The 17,812-nt window shown below is 66.4% G+C and carries 22 protein-coding genes and 2 pseudogenes; 3 read left to right on the top strand and 21 right to left on the bottom strand.

What is annotated here, in order from left to right; all coding sequences use genetic code 11:
- Positions 1 to 178: 178 nt before the first annotated feature.
- From HBE63_RS01440 to HBE63_RS01425, 4 genes are all read right to left on the bottom strand, one after another.
- Positions 179 to 1,084 (bottom strand): formylglycine-generating enzyme family protein, encoded by a 906-nt coding sequence (locus tag HBE63_RS01440; RefSeq protein WP_166902650.1) that lies wholly within the window; start codon positions 1,082 to 1,084, stop codon positions 179 to 181.
- Between the two features lie 35 nt (positions 1,085 to 1,119).
- Complete coding sequence (locus HBE63_RS31240) at positions 1,120 to 1,818, bottom strand: hypothetical protein (protein ID WP_243858430.1); 699 nt, start codon at positions 1,816 to 1,818, stop codon at positions 1,120 to 1,122.
- 3 nt (positions 1,819 to 1,821) lie between these two features.
- Complete coding sequence (locus tag HBE63_RS01430; protein WP_166902647.1) at positions 1,822 to 4,173, bottom strand: arylsulfatase; 2,352 nt, start codon at positions 4,171 to 4,173, stop codon at positions 1,822 to 1,824.
- A 76-nt stretch (positions 4,174 to 4,249) separates the two neighbouring features.
- Entirely contained in the window at positions 4,250 to 4,927 is a 678-nt protein-coding gene (locus HBE63_RS01425; protein WP_166902645.1) for a DUF2306 domain-containing protein, read from the bottom strand.
- Positions 4,928 to 4,981: 54 nt separating this feature from the next.
- Here HBE63_RS01425 and HBE63_RS01420 point away from each other — a divergent pair, with 54 nt between their 5' ends.
- Positions 4,982 to 5,683 (top strand): TetR/AcrR family transcriptional regulator, encoded by a 702-nt coding sequence (locus HBE63_RS01420; RefSeq protein ID WP_166902643.1) that lies wholly within the window; start codon positions 4,982 to 4,984, stop codon positions 5,681 to 5,683.
- 10 nt (positions 5,684 to 5,693) lie between these two features.
- On the opposite strand, the gene HBE63_RS01415 is transcribed toward HBE63_RS01420, so the two are convergent.
- The 4 genes from HBE63_RS01415 to HBE63_RS01400 all read right to left on the bottom strand — a co-directional run bounded on the left by HBE63_RS01415 (position 5,694) and on the right by HBE63_RS01400 (position 9,092).
- Positions 5,694 to 6,443, bottom strand: coding sequence for a TetR/AcrR family transcriptional regulator (locus HBE63_RS01415; protein WP_166902641.1), 750 nt, complete (start codon positions 6,441 to 6,443; stop codon positions 5,694 to 5,696).
- A gap of 75 nt (positions 6,444 to 6,518) precedes the next feature.
- The gene (locus HBE63_RS01410) at positions 6,519 to 7,943 is read right to left on the bottom strand and encodes an FAD-binding oxidoreductase (RefSeq protein ID WP_166902639.1); all 1,425 of its coding nucleotides are present in this window, start codon (positions 7,941 to 7,943) and stop codon (positions 6,519 to 6,521) included.
- Between the two features lie 50 nt (positions 7,944 to 7,993).
- Positions 7,994 to 8,518 carry an NUDIX domain-containing protein gene (locus tag HBE63_RS01405; RefSeq protein ID WP_166902637.1) on the bottom strand — a complete coding sequence of 175 codons (525 nt, stop codon included), beginning with the start codon at positions 8,516 to 8,518 and terminating at the stop codon, positions 7,994 to 7,996.
- 157 nt (positions 8,519 to 8,675) lie between these two features.
- The gene (locus tag HBE63_RS01400) at positions 8,676 to 9,092 is read right to left on the bottom strand and encodes an anti-sigma factor (protein WP_371814870.1); all 417 of its coding nucleotides are present in this window, start codon (positions 9,090 to 9,092) and stop codon (positions 8,676 to 8,678) included.
- Positions 9,093 to 9,184: 92 nt separating this feature from the next.
- Between HBE63_RS01400 and HBE63_RS01395 the strand changes: the two are divergent.
- A pseudogene (locus HBE63_RS01395) lies at positions 9,185 to 9,313 on the top strand (fasciclin domain-containing protein); the annotation flags it as partial.
- Between the two features lie 102 nt (positions 9,314 to 9,415).
- Here HBE63_RS01395 and rpsQ read toward each other — a convergent pair.
- The 11 genes and pseudogenes from rpsQ to rpsJ all read right to left on the bottom strand — a co-directional run bounded on the left by rpsQ (position 9,416) and on the right by rpsJ (position 14,757).
- On the bottom strand, positions 9,416 to 9,712 hold the full coding sequence (gene rpsQ / locus HBE63_RS01390) for a 30S ribosomal protein S17 (protein ID WP_055109976.1): 297 nt from the start codon (positions 9,710 to 9,712) through the stop codon (positions 9,416 to 9,418).
- Positions 9,712 to 9,945 (bottom strand): 50S ribosomal protein L29, encoded by a 234-nt coding sequence (rpmC, locus tag HBE63_RS01385; RefSeq protein WP_166902633.1) that lies wholly within the window; start codon positions 9,943 to 9,945, stop codon positions 9,712 to 9,714. The genes rpsQ and rpmC overlap by 1 nt, the downstream gene beginning before the upstream one ends.
- Positions 9,945 to 10,361: a 50S ribosomal protein L16 gene (gene rplP / locus HBE63_RS01380; RefSeq protein ID WP_036441254.1), complete on the bottom strand. Its 417-nt coding sequence runs from the start codon at positions 10,359 to 10,361 to the stop codon at positions 9,945 to 9,947. Before rplP ends, rpmC begins: the two co-directional genes overlap by 1 nt.
- Before the next feature lie 2 nt (positions 10,362 to 10,363).
- Complete coding sequence (rpsC, locus tag HBE63_RS01375; protein ID WP_166902631.1) at positions 10,364 to 11,200, bottom strand: 30S ribosomal protein S3; 837 nt, start codon at positions 11,198 to 11,200, stop codon at positions 10,364 to 10,366.
- 14 nt (positions 11,201 to 11,214) lie between these two features.
- Positions 11,215 to 11,664 (bottom strand): annotated as a pseudogene (gene rplV, locus HBE63_RS01370) (50S ribosomal protein L22); the annotation flags it as partial.
- The gene (gene rpsS / locus HBE63_RS01365; protein WP_044516135.1) at positions 11,661 to 11,942 is read right to left on the bottom strand and encodes a 30S ribosomal protein S19; all 282 of its coding nucleotides are present in this window, start codon (positions 11,940 to 11,942) and stop codon (positions 11,661 to 11,663) included. The pseudogene rplV and the gene rpsS, both read right to left, overlap by 4 nt.
- A gap of 21 nt (positions 11,943 to 11,963) precedes the next feature.
- Complete coding sequence (gene rplB / locus HBE63_RS01360) at positions 11,964 to 12,800, bottom strand: 50S ribosomal protein L2 (protein WP_166902628.1); 837 nt, start codon at positions 12,798 to 12,800, stop codon at positions 11,964 to 11,966.
- A gap of 28 nt (positions 12,801 to 12,828) precedes the next feature.
- Positions 12,829 to 13,131 carry a 50S ribosomal protein L23 gene (gene rplW, locus HBE63_RS01355; RefSeq protein WP_044516131.1) on the bottom strand — a complete coding sequence of 101 codons (303 nt, stop codon included), beginning with the start codon at positions 13,129 to 13,131 and terminating at the stop codon, positions 12,829 to 12,831.
- Positions 13,131 to 13,787 (bottom strand): 50S ribosomal protein L4, encoded by a 657-nt coding sequence (gene rplD / locus HBE63_RS01350; RefSeq protein ID WP_166902625.1) that lies wholly within the window; start codon positions 13,785 to 13,787, stop codon positions 13,131 to 13,133. The genes rplW and rplD overlap by 1 nt, the downstream gene beginning before the upstream one ends.
- Entirely contained in the window at positions 13,787 to 14,437 is a 651-nt protein-coding gene (gene rplC, locus HBE63_RS01345; protein WP_166902623.1) for a 50S ribosomal protein L3, read from the bottom strand. Before rplC ends, rplD begins: the two co-directional genes overlap by 1 nt.
- 14 nt (positions 14,438 to 14,451) lie before the next feature.
- Positions 14,452 to 14,757 (bottom strand): 30S ribosomal protein S10, encoded by a 306-nt coding sequence (gene rpsJ, locus HBE63_RS01340; protein WP_003925843.1) that lies wholly within the window; start codon positions 14,755 to 14,757, stop codon positions 14,452 to 14,454.
- Positions 14,758 to 15,328: 571 nt separating this feature from the next.
- Here rpsJ and HBE63_RS01335 point away from each other — a divergent pair.
- On the top strand, positions 15,329 to 15,802 hold the full coding sequence (locus HBE63_RS01335) for a hotdog fold domain-containing protein (protein ID WP_166902621.1): 474 nt from the start codon (positions 15,329 to 15,331) through the stop codon (positions 15,800 to 15,802).
- Between the two features lie 15 nt (positions 15,803 to 15,817).
- On the opposite strand, the gene HBE63_RS01330 is transcribed toward HBE63_RS01335, so the two are convergent.
- Together HBE63_RS01330 and HBE63_RS01325 are read right to left on the bottom strand one after the other, a co-directional pair.
- Positions 15,818 to 16,171, bottom strand: coding sequence for a nuclear transport factor 2 family protein (locus HBE63_RS01330; RefSeq protein WP_166902619.1), 354 nt, complete (start codon positions 16,169 to 16,171; stop codon positions 15,818 to 15,820).
- 5 nt (positions 16,172 to 16,176) lie between these two features.
- Positions 16,177 to 17,802: a carboxylesterase/lipase family protein gene (locus HBE63_RS01325; protein ID WP_166902617.1), complete on the bottom strand. Its 1,626-nt coding sequence runs from the start codon at positions 17,800 to 17,802 to the stop codon at positions 16,177 to 16,179.
- Positions 17,803 to 17,812 lie beyond the last annotated feature (10 nt).

Below are 17,812 nucleotides of genomic sequence, written 5' to 3'. Positions count from 1 at the left end.
CTGACCTGGATTTGTATGCACGCCAGATACCGACCTGGACGTGCGCGGTCTTTGTCACCGAAGGGCACGCAGGGCTGACTCTTAAACAGCAGTCAACCGAGGTCTGCCCAAGGCAACCCCTACATAGTAGGTGAGCACGGCGAATGCGCCAAATCGCTACCGATCGGGTATCGCGCTGTCAGCTGAGCACGCAGCGAAACCCGATGTGCGTGGTCGAGCTGTCCTGTGACTGCGGCGACCGCGCGGCCGGGCGGTAGCGGTGACAGTACTCCGGCGCGCACAGGTGCGAACCGCCCTTGAGCACCTGGTTCACCATCGGATCGGCGGCTGGTTCCGAAGTCGCCGGCCGGGCGGCTCCGGCCCGCGGCGGGCAGCACGCCGGCGCGTCGGCGTCCGGCCGATGTGGTCCGAAGAACCGCGTGGTGGTCCACTCCCACACGTTGCCGATCATGTCGGCCACGCCGAACGCATTGGCCGGAAAGCTCCCGACCGGTGAGGTACCACGCCAGCCCAGCGCACCGTCGTTGCGATACGGGAACCGGCCCTGCCAGGTGTTGGCCATCAGCGCTCCGCCCGGGGTGAGCTCGTCGCCCCAGGCGTAGACGCCCTCGACTCCCCCGCGCGCGGCGTACTCCCACTCGGCTTCGGTGGGCAGCCGCCGTCCGGCCCACGCCGCGTAGGCCGCCGCGTCCGGGTAGGCGACCTGCACGACGGGATGATCCGGTGCGGCGGGGTCGAGGTCGGGGCCGAAGGGCCGGCGCCAGTTGGCTCCGGGGGCCCAGTCCCACCACTGGCGCCAGTCCCGCAGGCCGACGGGGCCGTCGGCGGGCCTGAACACCAGGGCGCCGGGCACCAGGTCGGCCTCGTCCACGCCGGGATACAGCGCGGGGTCCATCGGCCGCTCGGCGATCGTGACGTAGCCGGTCGCCTCGACGAATGCGCCGAACTGGGCGGTGGTGACCGGATGCTGCTCGATGGCGAACGCGCCGACGGTCACGGTGTGCACCGGGGCCTCTTCGGGGTAGAACTCCGTCGAACCCATCCGGAAGGTCCCGCCGGGAAGCTCGATGAGTTCGGTGGCCACAAATCGAGGCTAGTCGCGGCCGATCATCGGCCGGCTCAGCCCGGCATGGTGATTCCGAAGTCGGTGAGCATCGCCGAACTGGCCTGGTCGAATCCCTTGGTCCCGCTGGGCGCCTCGACGCGCACGGCGGCCAGGAAATCGCCGCTGTCGGTCCAGATGTGAACGATCCGGTCGGCATATTGGCTGCCCCTGCCCGGCTGGTCGGCCAGGATGCCCATCAGCTTCTGCCCGCTGTAGCCGCACAGGTCACCGGGCAACACGCTGACGCTGTTGATCGAGAACTTCGCGACGCGGTCGTCGCTGTACTGATCGAAGGCACCCTGCGCGTCCCGGGTGGTCGGGGTGAGCGTGATCTCGGCGGTCATCCCGGCCGGTCCGGTCAGTCGCACCGCCTCCGTATGCGGTATCACCTCGGTGAACCCTTGGGGGATCCCGACGGTGAGCGTCGGTGAGCGCGGCGCCGGACTGTGCACCGCGACGGTCGGGCCATCCGGGGGTGGGCAGGTGACTTCACCGGCGGCCAGTACCCGCGTGGTCGTCGGTTCGACGCCATAGGCGGGCAGGGCGAATTCGGGTACGGGCCGGCTCGAAGAGGTCGTTGCCGCCGGAACGGTCGTGACCGGGGCCGCCACGGTGGTGGCGGGGGCAGCCGGGCTACCGACGGGGCCGCCACTGCCGCAGCCCGCCATCGCGGCGACGGCAAGTGCACCGACACCCATCGCCGTCGGGTTCATCGATCAGTCCTTGGCGAACGCGGCCGCGAGCCTGCGCTCGAGGTCCTGATACGGCTCGCCGGACAGGTCCACGGTGACGTGCCCGATGGTGCCGCCGGTGAAGGCGAACGGTGCCCGGTATTGCTGTGACACCGCCGATCCGGTGTTACGGCCGATGCAGATTCCGCCTCCGGCGAGCGCGAACATGCCGGGGTGGGTCTGCATCCCGGCCAGCTCGGCGACCGCGTCGTCGTCGACGTACAAGGTGGTGTCGCCGAGCGGGGTATGGCTGCCCTCGACGGTGCCGGTCCGCTGGTATTGCACACCGAAGACGTGCCGCCCCAACGGGATCGGATCGGGTGAGATCAGCGACTGCTCGTGCTCGCCCAGGAAGTTGTAGACGTAGTGCAGCCTTCGGTCGGCGATGAACAGGACGTGACCGCCGTGTGCACCGCCCTGCTTGAACAACACACCTTGGGTGTCGTCCCCGTCCACCGTGACGTCGGCGAGCACGGTGAACGACTGCCCGCGTAGTTCGGCGGCCGCGCCGAGACCGACTTCGGCGCTGTTGGGATAGTAGGTATAGCTGGACCGCTCACCGGCCAGGTACGGCCGCCAGCGGGTCATGGTCTCGAGGATGTTGAGATCGGCCAGGGGCAGCCCGTCGTACTTGTCGGCCTCACTGAACCAGAGCGCCGTGAGTTCGGCGAGTTTGTCCGGCTGTTCGTCGGCCAGATCATGGCACTGACTGCGATCCGACTCGATGTGGAACAGCTCCCAGCGGTCGGCGTCGAAGTGGGACCAGCCCGACGGGGTGGCGGCGTGCACGGTGTTGGCGAACCAGCCCTTGTGCCAGATGCCGCGGGTGCCGAGCATCGTGTAGAACTGGGTTTCCTTACCCGTGGGGGCATCCGGGTTATCCAGCGCCACTTTGAAACTCATACCGTCCAGCGGCTTCTGCGGAACGCCGCGCACGCTCGCCGGCGGCGTGATGTCGAGCAGGTCGTAGACGGTCGGAGTGATGTCACAGACGTTGACGTAATTGTCGCGTACTGCACCATGGGCGCCAATACCGTTGGGCCAGGAGATGATTGCAGTGTCGGCGATTCCGCCCTCATGCGAGGCGTAGCGCTTGAACAGCTTGTAGGGCGTGTTGAACGCCATCGCCCAACCGATCGGGTAGTGGTTGTAGGTCTCGGGCGAGCCCAGCCGGTCGAGGAACCTGAGCCCTTCCTCGGCGGTGTCGATGTAGCCGTTGAAGAACTTGGTCTCGTTCACCGAACCGTTCGGGCCGCCCTCGCCGCTGGCCCCGTTGTCGGAGATCACCACGATGATCGTGTTGTCGAGTTGGCCGGTCTCTTCCAGGAAGTCCAGCACCCGGCCGAGCTGGGCGTCGGTGTAGGACAGGAACCCGGCGAACACCTCGGCCATCCGGGCGAACAGCCGCTTCTCATCGTCGCTCAAGGTGTCCCACGGCCGCACGGTGTCCTGCGCGGGCCACAGTTCTCCGTTGGGCCCCTTGACATCCGCATAGGGGTTGACCGGTGACAGCTCGGTATCGGGCGGCACGATACCCAGGCGCTTCTGGTTCTGCAGCACGATGTCGCGGTAGGCCTCATAGCCCATGTCGAACCGGCCCGCGTAGCGGTCGGCCCACTCCTTGAACACGTGGTGCGGGGCGTGACCGGCACCTGGGCACAGATAGGTGAACCAGGGTTTGTCCGGGGCGATCACCTTGGCGTCCCGGATGAACTCGATCGTCTTGTCGGCCAAGTCCTGCGAAAGGTGGTAGCCCTCCTCGGGGGTGGCCGGCGGATCGACCGGATGGTTGTCGTACACCAGGTCCGGGTACCACTGATCGGTCTCGCCGCCCATGAATCCGTAGAACCGCTCGAACCCACGCGAACACGGCCAATGCCGTTTGGTGGCAGCGAGGTTCGACTCCTCCAACGGGGTCAGGTGCCACTTGCCCACGCAGTAGGTGTTGTAACCGTTCTCGGCGAGCACCTCCGAGAGCAGGGCGGTCTCGAACGGAATCCGCCCGTTGCAGTTGGGGAATCCGTCGGTGAACTCCTCGATGGTGGCCATCCCCACCGTGGTGGCGTTACGACCGGTGAGCAGTGAGGCGCGGGTCGGCGAGCACAGCGCCGTGGTGTGGAACTGCGACAGCCGTACCCCGCGTTCGGCGATCCGGCTCATCGCGGGCATGTCCACCAGGCCACCGAAACAGTCCCAGGTGGCGATGCCGGTGTCGTCCCACACCAGGTACAGCACATTCGGAGCATTCTCGACCGCGGTCGGTGCCGCGTAGGGCCCCCAGTCCGATTCGGAATCCCGGACATCCAATTCGATCTTGCCGTTGAACTCGGTAGGCATGGCGACCTCACTCCGGTTTGGCGATTCGGCACCGGTAGGGCTGAACGCGGTGGAGGTTACTCCTGCTCGCTGGGGTTTACCGGGGAACTGACGTTGCCATCAATACCGGTCCCGAACCGGCACGCGACTGCCGCCGCAGCCACGTCTGCAGCAGCAGAAGGGGAATCGTCCAGCCCAGCCATCCGCCCACCCCCGCGACGAACCACAGGTACTTTTCCTCGTTGCCGCCAAAAGCACTGTCGCGCAATGGCTCGAATCCCAGGTACAACACGGGAGCCCAGATCCGGTTGGTGATGATCGACAGTGCCAGCGTCGCACTGCGCAACATCTGGCGTCGATGCGCACCGAATCGGCTTCGCCGCGCCGCGACGAAGCCGTCGACGGTGAACCAGAGCCACAGCGCTCCGAGCGTCACATTGCTGACCGCCAGGATCGGCCCGAACGGCGTCGCCGCCCCGATCACCATCGCGCAGACCGCCGCCGGGATCGCTGTCGCGACGTAGCCGCGCCCGGTACGACGGTGCAGCACCGGGTGACGACGCCGCAGCCCCGGCCAGATCTGCGCGACGGCACACGTCATCGCCACGCTCGCCAGCAGAACGTGCGCGACCAGCAGCGGATAGTGCAGCCCGAAGGTGGGCGGCACCCGGGTGCCGCCGGTCAGGTACGGCGGGAGCGAATACGTCAGAAACACCACGACGACGACCGCGAGGGCCGGGACGAGCCGAGTGGACCACCTGGATGCGTATGACATACGCAAAAGGGTATGTCATACGCATCCAGATGTCACTGGTTACTCTGAGCGTTGATGGCCGGTCCCGATACCCCACTGCCCCGCGCCTTGCGCCTGCTCTGGCAGCAAGACTCGGCGCCCCGCCGGTCGCGTGGACTCACCCGGGAGGCGATCGTCAAGAAAGCCGTCGAACTCGCCGACACCGACGGACTCGCCGCCCTGTCGATGGCACGGCTGGCCGAGCAACTCGGGTGCGGCACCATGTCCCTGTACCGGCACGTGGCCAACAAGGACGAACTGGTGACGTTCATGCTCGCGGCCGGCCCCGGCCTGCCACCGCCTGCGCCCGAGGGCGCGGATTGGACTGGTGCACTGACAAATTGGGCACTGGAGCTTTGGAACATCTACCACCGCCATCCGTGGATCCTGCAGGCCGCGTCGGCCGGGCTGCCCGCGGATCCCAGTCAGCTCGCCTGGCTCGACGCCGGCCTGGCCACCCTGTCCGGCACCGGGCTGACCGAACGCGAGAAGCTCGCCGCCGTCGTCGCCGTGTTGGTTTTCACGCGAGGCTCGGCGGCGCTGGCCATCGAAGCCCGTGACGTGAGCGACCGCGAGTACCCCGGACTGCTACGCCGCCTGGTGGAGCCGACCCGGTTCCCAGCACTGGCGGCCGCCCTCGACTCCGGGGCATTCGATCAGACCGACGAAGACCCGTTGACCGAATTCCGTTCCGGCCTGGACCAACTGATCGGCGGCATCGCAACCCAGGCGCACTGACACCCGACTATCAACGACGCCGACTGTCCACATCCCTGTGACGACTGGACTGATTCGGGTTGTCACGATTCAGTCGCGCGGCAATGCCGTCGAGGAGGAGATCGAGGGCCGATTCACACCCACTGCGCCGCATCGACTCGTCCAGCAGGCGGCTGGTAGCGGCGATGTTCGGGTGTGTCTCGGCGGGCAATTGGGCGTACGTGTGGCGCCACTTGCCGTCGTCGCGTTCCCGATGTTCGGCGGGCAGAGCTTCGAAGGCGGCATCCAGCGCGGCGAAGCCGAGCATCTGGTCGATGAAGGCGTGATACACCTCGACGGCTTCGCGCTCAGGAAATCCGGCCGACCGCAGCAGCCCCAGAGCCGTTTCGATGACCTGGATCTCGTACGGCCCTCCGGTTACCCGGCTCGCGGCCAGCACCCCGGCCTGCGGGTGCTCGACATAGACGCGGTGCACGCGCAGGCCGAGTTCCCGCATGTCGTCCCGCCATCGCCCGGTAGGTTCCCAACCCTCGACCACCCGCCGCAGGAGTTCGTCGGTGATGGCGAGCACCACGTCTTCGATGCCGCGAAAGTAGCGGTACAGGGCGGTCGGGTCAGCGCCGAGGGCCGTGCCGAGGCGGCGGACCGTCAGGCCAGTGGCACCGTGGTACTGGAGCACGCGCAGTGCGGCCTCGACAATGAGTTGCTCGGACAGGACCACGCCGTGTTTGGTCTGCCGCCGGCGTCGCCGTGGCGACTCGGACTTCAATGGTCGGCTCATCCGCACTGCCTCCGGCACTATGTCAACGCACTTGCCTCATTGTGCGGCGTCGCCGCGTCCCGGTGCGCGGGAACGCTACGAATCGAACCCCAGCCCGACCGAGTCAAGTGCCTTCAGCAGGACGTTTCGACGTCCCTGGTGATGGTCGGCACGGTCGAGCGACCAACGGGTCGCCTGAATTCCGGCCGAGGCCAACGGCTCTGGCGGGAACGGCAGCGGCATCGACCTGACCATCTCGAGTTCGGTCCGCGCCGTCGGTGTGCCCGAGAAGCGGTCGAGCATGACCTCGGCGGCGAAACGGGTGGCCGCCACACCCAGCCCGGTGAACCCGGCGGCATAGCCGACGCGGTCCCCACACGCCGACCCGAAGAAGGCGCAGAATCGCGTCGAGGTATCGATCATCCCCGCCCAACGGTGGGTGAACGCAACGTCTTCCAGTTGCGGGAACGTCGTGAAGAAATGACTGGCAAGGCGCCGATAGGTGACATCGCGGTCTTCGTACTGAGGCCGGATCTGGCCACCGTAGTGGTAGACGGCGTCATACCCGCCCCAGAGGATGCGGTTGTCCTTGGACAACCGGTAGTAATGGAACTGGTTCGACATGTCACTGATGCCCTGGCGGTTACCCCAGCCGATCTCGGCCAGTTGGGCATCGGTGAGCGGTTCGGTCATCAACGCATAGTCGTAGACCGGCACCGTGTGGTACCGGTAGCGCTTCAACAACGACGGGAACCCGTTGGTGGCCAGTACCACTCGGTCAGCCTGCAGGGACGCGCGCTCGGTGCGCACGGTCACCGGCCCGCCGCGGCGGCCGGGCCCGGCGCCGAGCACCTTGCTGTGTTCGTAGATGTCCACCCCGAGATCAACTGCGGCACGGGCGAGTTCGTTGACGAGTTTGGCGGGATGCACGAGTGCGGTACTGTCCTTCGCCCACCTGCCGGCCAGATAGGTGGGCGAATTGACCTCCGCCCGCATGGCCTGCCGGTCGAGGTACAGGTGCCCCGGCCGCTCCGGGACGGCGGCCAGCTCGTCGGCCTGATAGGGCTCCAGCGCGACGGCGATGGAGCCGGTCCGCTCGAAATCACAATCAAGACCCAGTGAGCCGACAGTCTTCTCGATGGCGTCGAGGTTCTCCATTCCCAGCCGGTCGAGGACGTCAATCTCATTGGGCCATCGGCTGCGTCCATTCTCCTCACCGTGAGTGAGTGAGGCTTCGACGAAACCGCCGTTGCGTCCCGAGGCGGCCCATCCGAGCGTCTGCCCCTCGAGCAGAGCGACCCGCAGGCCCGGGTCACGCTGCTTGGCCAACACGGCGGACCACAGACCGGTGTACCCGCCGCCGACCACCACGAGGTCGTACCGCGACGATGCCCGCGTCAACACCGGATGGCCGGGCTGAGCCGGTGCATCATCGAGCCAGAAAGGCTGCAAGACGGTGGTAGCCAGCGAACGCTCGATGAGACCGCTGGCGGGAATGGTTCGTTCGAAAACAGTTTGCACGGTTTCTTCCTGGATGGCTGTGTGCCACCCAGTAAGACGGATCCGCAGTACTAGCTCAAGGGTGTTGACATAAGGAGTTGCGGCATCAACACCCGGGTGTCGGGCACGAACGGCCAGTCCGGGTCGGCCACGTGCCGAGCGAGTTCGTCGTCAGTCCACCACCACCCGTCGGCAACCTCCTCGGGCTGGTGACGGATCGGTCCGTCCCAGCGCGCCTCGAACGCGAACAGGTGACACCGCATCGGCTTTCCTGCCCACTGCCCATCCCAGGCCGCCGAGGCCAACGGCCTCAACGGCACATCGGTGACGCCGAGTTCCTCGGCGAGTTCCCGGGTTGCGGTCTGCCGCGACGTCTCCCCCGGGTCGACGACGCCGCCGGCCAAACAGTCGTGCATCCCGGCGAACACCGCTTTCGTGGTGGTGCGGCGGTGCACGTAGATGCGGGCGCCGTCGGTGGAACGCAACAGCACGCCGGAACTGGCATGCCACAACCCCTCGGCGTAGACGCGGGAGCGGGAAGCGGTTCCGGTGACGTTGCCTTCAGCGTCGTACACCGCCACCTGTTCATCAGCCACGACTCGACATTAGCGGCCGGCGAGTTTGATGGCTTCCCTACGGTTGGCTGGCCCCGTTATGGAGTCACAGGACGGCGACGATCGGTCGCGGCCCCAGCTTCTGGTTGACCAGTTCGAGTGCAGCCTTTGCAGTTTCCGGTGAGATCAGGGTGTCGCCTCACGTCAGCGAAAGCCGGGCCACCATCTCCCCCGTCGGCTGGGGTGACCCGCCGTCGGGTTCCATGGTGAACGCCAACGCGGTCGAATCCCCCAGATCGTGGACCATGGCCGTAGTCGACGGCGCCATGGTTTCCATCATCCCTGCCGACTCCGGCCCTTGGTCGGTCATGAGCCACATCTGGTAGGCCATGCCTTCCGGAGGGGGGATGGCGTTGTTCATCACCAGCACGCCGGTCCCCTCATCGCGGGAGTACACGAACGTCGCGGTACCACCGGCACTGAGTTGGCCGGTCGCCGTGCGGACATCGTCGGCCGAGAGCACCTGCTCGGCGGTGGTCGGCGCACTCACCGGGCGCAGCACCAACCCCGCGCCGAAGCCGCCCGCGGCGACGACCAGGGCCGCGGCGGCGGCCACCAAGCTTGTGCGCCAACGGAAGCGGTCACGGTGACGATCGCGTGAAACCGCAAGCGCCCGTTGACGCAGCGACGCCGGTGGGGGCATCGCCGTCGTCGACGGTGACCGGGTCGGGTGACGCACTGAAAGTCAACGACGCATCGGTGGTGTGCGGCGGGGTCCACACCGCCAATGCCACCGTCTATCTCATCGACAAGGTGCTGATGCCGCCGACCATGTGAGGGCGAGCAGAAAAGGCTGCCAGACGCCCAAGCCGAGCAGACGTAAAACCCCCCATTTTCCTTGGAAAATGGGGGGTTTTACGTCTGCTCGCGCGGAGAAGGCTACTTGGCCTTTTCGAGCACCTCGACCAGACGCCAGCGCTTGGTGGCCGACGTCGGACGGGTCTCCATCAACGAGACGCGGTCGCCGATACCGGCGTCGCCGTTCTCGTCGTGCGCCTTGACCTTCTTGGTGGTCCGGATGATCTTGCCGTAGAGCGGGTGGCTCTTACGATCTTCCAGCTCGACCACGATGGTCTTCTGCATCTTGTCGCTCACCACGTAGCCGATGGCGGTCTTACGACGGCCACGCGGCTTCTCGGTGGCCGGGGTGTGCTTGGGGCCCTTGGTTTCTGCCATTACGAATCCTCACCAACGGGCCCGGAAGCCAGACCCAACTCACGTTCACGCAGCACGGTGTAGACCCGTGCAATCTCCTGGCGCACAATGCGCAGCCGACGGTTGTTGGCCAGCTGACCGGTCGCCATCTGGAAGCGCAGGTTGAACAGCTCTTCCTTCGACTCGCGCAGCTTTGCCGTCAACTCGGTGTCGGACAGTTCACGCAGCTCACCAGGCGTAGTTCCCACTGCCATCAGAACTGCTCCTCTCGACTCACGATGCGTGCCTTGATCGGCAGCTTGTGGATTGCGCGAGTCAGTGCTTCCTTGGCGATCTTCTCGTCGGGGTAGCTGATCTCGAACAAAATGCGTCCCGGCTTGACGTTGGCGATCCACCACTCCGGCGAACCCTTACCGGAACCCATGCGGGTCTCGGCGGGCTTCTTGGTCAGCGGGCGGTCCGGGAAGATGTTGATCCAGACCTTGCCGCCACGCTTGATGTGCCGGTTGATGGCGATACGAGCGGACTCGATCTGCCGGTTGGTGATGTAGGCGTGGCCCAGGGCCTGGATGCCGTAGTCACCGAAGCTCACCGACGTGCCACCGCTGGCGATGCCACGCTGGCGCGGGTGATGCTGCTTGCGGTGCTTGACCTTACGGGGAATCAGCATGATTAGCTCTCCGTGCTCTCAGCGGCCGGCGCAGCCTCGACAGCGGCGGGGGCCTCAGTAGCTGCGGGCGCATCTCCGGTCGCAGCGCGGCCGGCCTCAGTGCTCGTCGCCGTGGTGCCCGAGGAACCGCTACGACGCGGCCGGGTACCCGACGGACGCTCACGACGCGGCCGGTCACTGGCCGGTGCGGCGGCGGTCAGCTCACGCTTGCCACCGACGATGTCGCCCTTGTAGATCCACACCTTCACACCGATCCGGCCGAAGGTGGTCTTGGCCTCGTACAGGCCGTAGTCGATGTCCGCGCGCAGCGTGTGCAGCGGAACCCGACCCTCGCGGTAGAACTCCGAGCGGCTCATCTCGGCACCGCCGAGGCGGCCCGAGCACTGGACCCGGATGCCCTTGACGTTGGGCTGACGCATCGCCGACTGGATCGCCTTGCGCATCGCGCGACGGAACGCCACACGGTTGCTCAGCTGCTCGGCGACACCCTGGGCGACGAGCTGTGCCGTCGACTCAGGGTTCTTCACCTCGAGGATGTTGAGCTGAACCTGCTTCTTGGTCAGCTTCTCCAGGTCGGCGCGGATGCGGTCGGCCTCGGTGCCGCGGCGACCGATGACGATGCCGGGACGCGCGGTGTGGATATCAACTCGAACTCTGTCGCGAGTCCGTTCGATCTCCACGTCGGCGATGCCGGCGCGCTCAAGACCAGTGGCCAGCAGACGCCGGATGGCGACGTCTTCCTTCACGTAGTCCTTGTACTGCTTGTCGGCGTACCACCGGGACTTCCACTCGGTCGTGATACCGAGCCGGAAACCGTGGGGATTGATCTTCTGGCCCACTACTCCGAGCCTCCCTTCGTCTCGGCCGTGCCCTTCACGGCGGCGGCCTTGCTGCCCTGCGCACGACGGCTACGTGCCGACGCGGCGGACGCACCCTTCTGCTTGGGCGGACGGCTCTCCACGATCACGGTGATGTGGCTGGTGCGCTTACGAATCCGGAACGCACGCCCCTGGGCGCGCGGACGGATGCGCTTGGCGGTCGGGCCCTCGTCGGCGGTGATGGTCGCAACCACCAGCGTCGTCGGGTCCAGACCCTCGTTGTTCTGCGCGTTGGCGGCAGCGCTGGCGATCACCTTGGCGACCGTCTCGCTGGCCCCCTGCGGCGCCCACCGCAAGATGTCGAGGGCTTCCTCGACGCTCTTGCCGCGGACCAGATCGATGACGCGGCGCGCCTTGCTGGCCGAGACGCGCACGAAGCGTGCCTTCGCCTGCGCGGACGGGTATTCAATGACAGTGGTACTCATCGCCGCTTGCTCTTCCGGTCGTCCTTGATGTGACCCTTGAAGGTGCGCGTCGGGGCGAATTCGCCGAGCTTGTGCCCAACCATCGCCTCGGTGACGAACACCGGGACATGCTTGCGGCCGTCATGCACCGCAAACGTGTGCCCGATGAAGTCGGGGAGAATGGTCGACCGACGTGACCAGGTCTTGATGACCTGCTTGGTGTTCTTGTCGTTCTGAACGTCGACCTTCTTGAGAAGATGGTCGTCGACGAACGGACCCTTTTTCAGACTACGAGGCATCGCTGCTACTCCTTCCGCGGCCTAGCGCTTCTTGCCGGTGCGCCGGCGACGGACGATGAGCTTGTCGCTCGGCTTGTTGGGCTTACGGGTACGGCCCTCGGGCTTACCCCACGGGCTGACCGGATGGCGGCCACCGGAGGTCTTGCCTTCACCACCACCATGCGGGTGGTCAACCGGGTTCATCACGACACCACGGACGGTCGGGCGCTTGCCCTTCCACCGCATACGGCCGGCCTTACCCCAGTTGATGTTGGCCTGCTCCTTGTTGCCGACCTCGCCGACGGTGGCGCGGCAGCGCACGTCGACGCGACGGATCTCACCGGACGGCATACGCAGCGAGGCGTAGGTGCCTTCCTTACCCAGCAACTGGATGCTGACACCGGCCGAGCGGCCCAGCTTGGCACCGCCACCGGGCCGCAGCTCCACAGCGTGGATCACGGTACCGGCGGGGATGTTGCGCAGCGGCAGGTTGTTACCCGGCTTGATGTCGGCGTTCGGCCCCTGCTCGATCACGTCGCCCTGCTTCAGGCCCTGGGGCGCGATGATGTAGCGCTTCTCGCCGTCCAGGTAGTGCAGCAGCGCGATGTTCGCCGTGCGGTTCGGGTCGTACTCGATGTGAGCGACCTTGGCGTTGACGCCGTCCTTGTCGTGGCGACGGAAGTCGATGAGGCGGTAGGCGCGCTTGTGGCCGCCACCCTTGTGCCGGGTGGTGATGCGGCCGTGGGCGTTACGCCCACCGGTGCCGTGCAGCGGGCGAATCAGCGATTTCTCCGGAGTCGAGCGAGTGATCTCGGCGAAATCGGAGACGCTCGAACCGCGACGACCCGGGGTCGTCGGCTTGTACTTGCGAATTCCCATATCAGTTAAATCCTCTTAGTTCCCGGCGTTACGCCGGGGCTCCGAACAGTTCGATCGGCTTGCTGCCGGCGGCCAGGGTGACAATGGCACGCTTGGTGTCCTTGCGCTTACCGAAGCCCGAGCGGGTGCGCTTGCGCTTGCCCTGCCGGTTGGCGGTGTTCACCGAACTGACCTTGACGTCGAAGATCTTCTCGATAGCGATCTTGATCTGCGTCTTGTTCGAGTCCGGGTGCACGACGAACGTGTACACGTTGTCCTCGATCAGCCCGTACGACTTCTCCGAGATGACCGGGGCCAAGATGATGTCGCGGGGGTCTGTAATCGTTGCCATCAGACCGACGCTCCTTCTTTTTGGTCCTTGGTGCTCGCCGAGATGTACGCGTTCAGCGCCTCGACGCTGAACACCAGGTCGTCGGCATTGAGCACGTCGTAGGTGTTCAGCTGATCCGGCGAGATCACATGCACACCAGGCAGGTTGCGAACGCTGCGGGCGCCCACTTCGTCGGTCCGGCCGATGATCACGAGCACCTTGCGGCGGTCGGTGATCGCTTCCAGGAACGACTTTGCGCTCTTGGTTGACGGGGTCTGACCTTCGACCAGTTCGGTGATCGCGTGGATGCGCTCATTGCGGGCCCGGTCCGACAGCGCACCGCGCAGGGCAGCAGCGATCATCTTCTTCGGGGTCCGCTGGCTGTAGTCGCGCGGTTGCGGGCCGTGCACGACGCCACCACCGGTGAACTGCGGCGCACGGGTCGAGCCCTGACGAGCGCGGCCGGTGCCCTTCTGCCGGTACGGCTTCTTGCCGCCACCGGAGACCTGGGCGCGGGTCTTCGTCGAGTGCGTGCCCTGGCGCTTGGCGGCCAACTGTGCGTTGACCACCTGGTGCATCAGAGCGATGTTGGGCTCGACGTCGAACAGTGCGGCGGGCAGCTCGACGGAACCGTCGGTCTTTCCGGCCGGGGTCTTCACATCAATTTTGAGAGTCATTACTTCTCGCCTCGCTTGATTGCGCTGCGGACAACCACCAGACCACCGTTGCGTCCGGGGATTGCGCCCTTGATCAACAGCACGCCGTTCTCGGCATCGACCTTGTGAACCTTGAGGTTCTGCGTGGTCACCCGGTCGTGGCCCATGCGGCCCGACATCCGGGTGCCCTTGAACACGCGGCCCGGGGTGGCACAGCCACCGATGGAGCCGGGGCGACGGTGCACTGCCTGGGCGCCGTGGCTGGCACCCTGGCCGGCGAAGCCGTGACGCTTCATGGTGCCGGCGAAGCCCTTGCCCTTGCTGGTGCCGGTCACGTCGACGAAAGCACCGTCGGCGAAGATCTCGGCGGTCAGCTCCTGGCCCACCTCGTACTCGGCGGCGGCAGCCTCGTCGACCCGGAGCTCAGCCAGGTGGCGGCGCGGGTTGACACCCGCGGCGGCGTACTGGCCGGTGACGGGCTTATTGACCTTGCGCGGGCTGATCTCGCCATAGGCGAGCTGCACGGCGCTGTAGCCGTCGCGCTCGGGGGTACGGATAAGGGTCACCACGTTGGGGCCGGCCTTGACGACCGTCACCGGGACGACTTTGTTGTTCTCGTCGAACACCTGCGTCATGCCCAGCTTGGTGCCCAAAATGCCTTTTCTAGCCATTTTTCTCGGGTCTCCTACTGGATGTTGACGTCGACACTGGCCGGCAGGTCGATGCGCATGAGCGCGTCAACCGTCTTCGGCGTCGGGTCGAGGATGTCGATCAGGCGCTTGTGGGTGCGCATTTCGAAATGCTCCCGCGAGTCCTTGTACTTGTGCGGCGACCGAATGACGCAGTAAATGTTCTTCTCGGTCGGCAACGGCACGGGGCCCACCACGCTGGCACCGGTACGGGTGACCGTCTCGACGATCTTGCGCGCCGAGGCATCAATGGCCTCATGGTCGTAGGCCTTGAGCCTGATGCGGATCTTCTGTCCCGCCACGCTTCTCCTACCTCTACTTCGTACATCGGCCGGCCGTATCAGATCTCGATGGGAAAACCCACCGAAACCCGTCGGGCCTGGTGCCCCGGCGCGGGTGCGCCGAGAATTTGCCGCCGCTGTTTACCTGTCTGTGGTCCACCGGCCCCCGCGGTCGGGCGTGTCGCCTTCTCGCACACTTTCTCGCCCTGAAAATCAGTCGCGATCTGGTGTTGGGACCGGATGCGCCCGTGGGGGCGCGGGTCGGATGCCCGGCCAGGAATACCCGGCGCAAGGCAACCCGAACAGTATGCCTTAGATCCGAGCATGCTCCAAATCCACGATCTAGCAGGTCGGAGGCCGTCGATGCGGCCGAGCGAAACGGCGTCCAACTTACGGGGCCGGCGGTAGTTTTCCGGCCCGGCCACCGCAGGTCGGAAACGGTCCGCGTATGTAGCGCCATGGCGGAAAATCTCGCTCCGGACCACCACAGCGCTTCGCACGCGACGGGTGCCGTTGATCGGGGACCCCCACCCCGGCGCACGGACCGAGTACGCCCGGTACCCGGAACTTACTTCTGAGTAAGGTATGCCGCATGACGCAGCCCAGCCCTACGTATCGAGCCTGGAAGAAAATGTCGACGCTCCCCGGCGGCAGCTGGGCGTTCTCCGCCGCCGCCATGGCCCGGGTGCCGTATTTCGCGTCGATCCTTCCCCACGTCGTACATATGGAGCCCGGCCTGGCCGAGGTGACCGTGCCGAAGTGGTTCTACGTCTACAACCACCTGCACACCGTGCACGCGATCGCGTCGTGCAATGCCGCCGAGATGGCGATGGGCATGCTGATGGAGGCCACCGTGCCGACGACGCACCGCTGGATCCCCAAGGCGATGAACGTGCAGTACCTCGCCAAGGCCACCACGTCGCTGCGGGCCAGGGCCGAGCTCACCCCGCCGGATTTCGGCACCATCGCCGAGGGCACCGACATCGTGGTGCCGGTCAGCATCACCGACCGCCACGGCGTCGAGGTGGTGCACGCCGACATCACCACCTGGGTCACTCCGGCCTAGGCCATCGAGCGTGCGCTAGTCGAGATAGGTGCCATGCCCCTCGCGCACCAGTGCACCGTCGAACAGCAGCACCTCGTTGACCAGTCCGCCGAGTTGATTGCGGTAGTGGATCACCAGTGCCGATTCGCCGCAGTAGGTGCCGAGCACCTCGAAATGCAGATCGGGATAGGCGGCCAACGCCGTGGTCCAGTAGTGGCGCAGCGCGTCCTTGCCCCGCACCACGCCACCGGTCTCGGGTAACACCCGCGCCGCGACCGGCGAGCTGAACATCACGTCGTCGTGGAAATGCGCCAGCACCGCCTCCACGTCGTGCGCGTTCCACGCCTTCACCCATTCCTCGGCGAATGCATGTGGGTCCGGTGTCGCCATCGCGTTCACTTCTCCCTCAGCCCGGCCCAGAACGGGCATTGATGCTCATGTGCGTAGCCATTGTCGACACGACTGCCGTCGGCTTGCAACGACATTCGGGCGCCGTCGGCCGCCGGATCGAACCCAGGCCAGGCCGGTTGACCGTCGACCGCGGGATCACCGGTGCGCACGAAAGCGCTCCAGTAGTCGATCATCTGGTCCGAGAGCTGTTGCTGCGCGGGGTCCAGCGGGGGCGCCCCGCCGACGTCGAACAGATAGCGAAGCTCCAGCGAGTGACTGGCCCCGATGGGGAAAGGCAGCGTTCGCATGACCTCCGGCGCCGGCGCGGAGCGATCGTTGAACTCGTAGGCGTAGACCGGCCCGGTCCGGGACAGCTCACCGGCCATCCGCTCCGAGACACACGCAAAGTCACCGTCGGTGACGGCCGCCGAATATGCCTGTGCCACACCGCCGTACCGATCGATCGGGTAGGAGGCGCCGACCGCCGCAGCATCGGCGCCGAAGGTCTCGGACAGCAGCCGCGGGTAGTCCGCCGCGACGTAGCGCTGACCCTGACGGAGGTAGCGCAACGCCACGAAAAGCGTGAACTCATCACGGGTGGTGCCGATGAGCACCGGCACCGGGTCTGCGCGGTCAGATCCGAATGCCGCCAGCGGGGCCTGGGGAACCAATGCCGATCCGGTGACCGGACCGGTCAGATCGTCACTGCCGATATTGAAGTACCACACCGGTTTTCGCAGCCTGTCCACCGGCAGTGCACGCAGGCAGGTGGCAGCCACCGCGAGATCTGGGCATCCGACAGCGGCCGCGTAATCGAGGGAGCGGCGGGTGGCCGTGGCAAGGTCGGCCTGCGCGTGGCACGGCGCGCTCATGAGGATCGCAGCTCGGAACAATCCAGCTGAACCCGGCGACACCAGGTGATCGCACACCGACATGCCACCCGCGGATTCACCGGCGACGGTGACCTTTTCCGGATCGCCGCCGAAGTCGGCGATGTTGTCGCGCACCCACCGCAGCGCCGCCTGCTGGTCGGCCAGGCCGTAGTTGCCGATGTCACCACCGGCCCCCAGCGCCGGGTGCGCCAGGAACCCCAGCGTGCCGAGACGGTAATTGATCGTCACCACCACGATGTCGCCATGCGCGGCCAGCCGCCCCGCATCGTAGATATCGCTGCTGCCGCCCACGAACGCGCCGCCGTGGATCCACACCATCACGGGGCGCAACTCATCCGAGACCGGCGGTGTCCAGACGTTCAGACTCAGGCAGTCCTCGGCAGAGTTGGCCCCGCGCTCGGGATCTGAATCGGGGTCCTGGATGCACCGCGGGCCAGGCCGGGTGGCGTCGCGCTCCCCCGGCCATCCCGGTGCGGGCGCCGGTGCGGAGAACCGCATAGGTCCCACCGGGGCGGCGGCATACGGCAGCCCGGCGAACAGGCGGTGGTCGGATGCCACTGTGCCGCGCAGGGTTCCGGCTGTGGTCTGGACGATCGCCGGGTCCCGCCCCTGCAGGTGACCCGGCGGATCAACGGCCGGATGACCGGGCGTCGCCGCGTGACCGCCACCACGTGCACAGCCTCCCACCAGCATCGCCAGCACTGCCAGCAACGCGACGACGCGACGCCCAGACCGCATGGCTGCGAGC

The organism is Mycobacterium sp. DL440, assembly GCF_011745145.1.
Taxonomy (GTDB): Bacteria; Actinomycetota; Actinomycetes; order Mycobacteriales; family Mycobacteriaceae; genus Mycobacterium.
The sequence above is the reverse complement of the archived record's forward strand: the minus strand, read 5'-3'. Positions and strand labels throughout refer to the sequence as shown.

Bases quoted from the DNA above. Each gene is read 5' to 3' on its own strand.
- rplP (WP_036441254.1), bottom strand. From the start codon at position 10,361: ATGCTGATTCCCCGTAAGGTCAAGCACCGCAAGCAGCATCACCCGCGC.
- HBE63_RS01335 (WP_166902621.1), top strand. From the start codon at position 15,329: ATGACGCAGCCCAGCCCTACGTATCGAGCCTGGAAGAAAATGTCGACG.
- rpsQ (WP_055109976.1), bottom strand. From the start codon at position 9,712: ATGGCAGAAACCAAGGGCCCCAAGCACACCCCGGCCACCGAGAAGCCG.
- rplW (WP_044516131.1), bottom strand. From the start codon at position 13,131: ATGGCAACGATTACAGACCCCCGCGACATCATCTTGGCCCCGGTCATC.
- HBE63_RS01430 (WP_166902647.1), bottom strand. From the start codon at position 4,173: ATGCCTACCGAGTTCAACGGCAAGATCGAATTGGATGTCCGGGATTCC.
- rpmC (WP_166902633.1), bottom strand. From the start codon at position 9,945: ATGGCAGTGGGAACTACGCCTGGTGAGCTGCGTGAACTGTCCGACACC.
- HBE63_RS01425 (WP_166902645.1), bottom strand. From the start codon at position 4,927: ATGTCATACGCATCCAGGTGGTCCACTCGGCTCGTCCCGGCCCTCGCG.
- HBE63_RS01415 (WP_166902641.1), bottom strand. From the start codon at position 6,443: ATGAGCCGACCATTGAAGTCCGAGTCGCCACGGCGACGCCGGCGGCAG.
- HBE63_RS01325 (WP_166902617.1), bottom strand. From the start codon at position 17,802: ATGCGGTCTGGGCGTCGCGTCGTCGCGTTGCTGGCAGTGCTGGCGATG.
- HBE63_RS31240 (WP_243858430.1), bottom strand. From the start codon at position 1,818: ATGAACCCGACGGCGATGGGTGTCGGTGCACTTGCCGTCGCCGCGATG.
- HBE63_RS01420 (WP_166902643.1), top strand. From the start codon at position 4,982: ATGGCCGGTCCCGATACCCCACTGCCCCGCGCCTTGCGCCTGCTCTGG.
- rpsS (WP_044516135.1), bottom strand. From the start codon at position 11,942: ATGCCTCGTAGTCTGAAAAAGGGTCCGTTCGTCGACGACCATCTTCTC.
- rplD (WP_166902625.1), bottom strand. From the start codon at position 13,787: ATGACTCTCAAAATTGATGTGAAGACCCCGGCCGGAAAGACCGACGGT.
- rplB (WP_166902628.1), bottom strand. From the start codon at position 12,800: ATGGGAATTCGCAAGTACAAGCCGACGACCCCGGGTCGTCGCGGTTCG.
- HBE63_RS01330 (WP_166902619.1), bottom strand. From the start codon at position 16,171: ATGGCGACACCGGACCCACATGCATTCGCCGAGGAATGGGTGAAGGCG.
- rplC (WP_166902623.1), bottom strand. From the start codon at position 14,437: ATGGCTAGAAAAGGCATTTTGGGCACCAAGCTGGGCATGACGCAGGTG.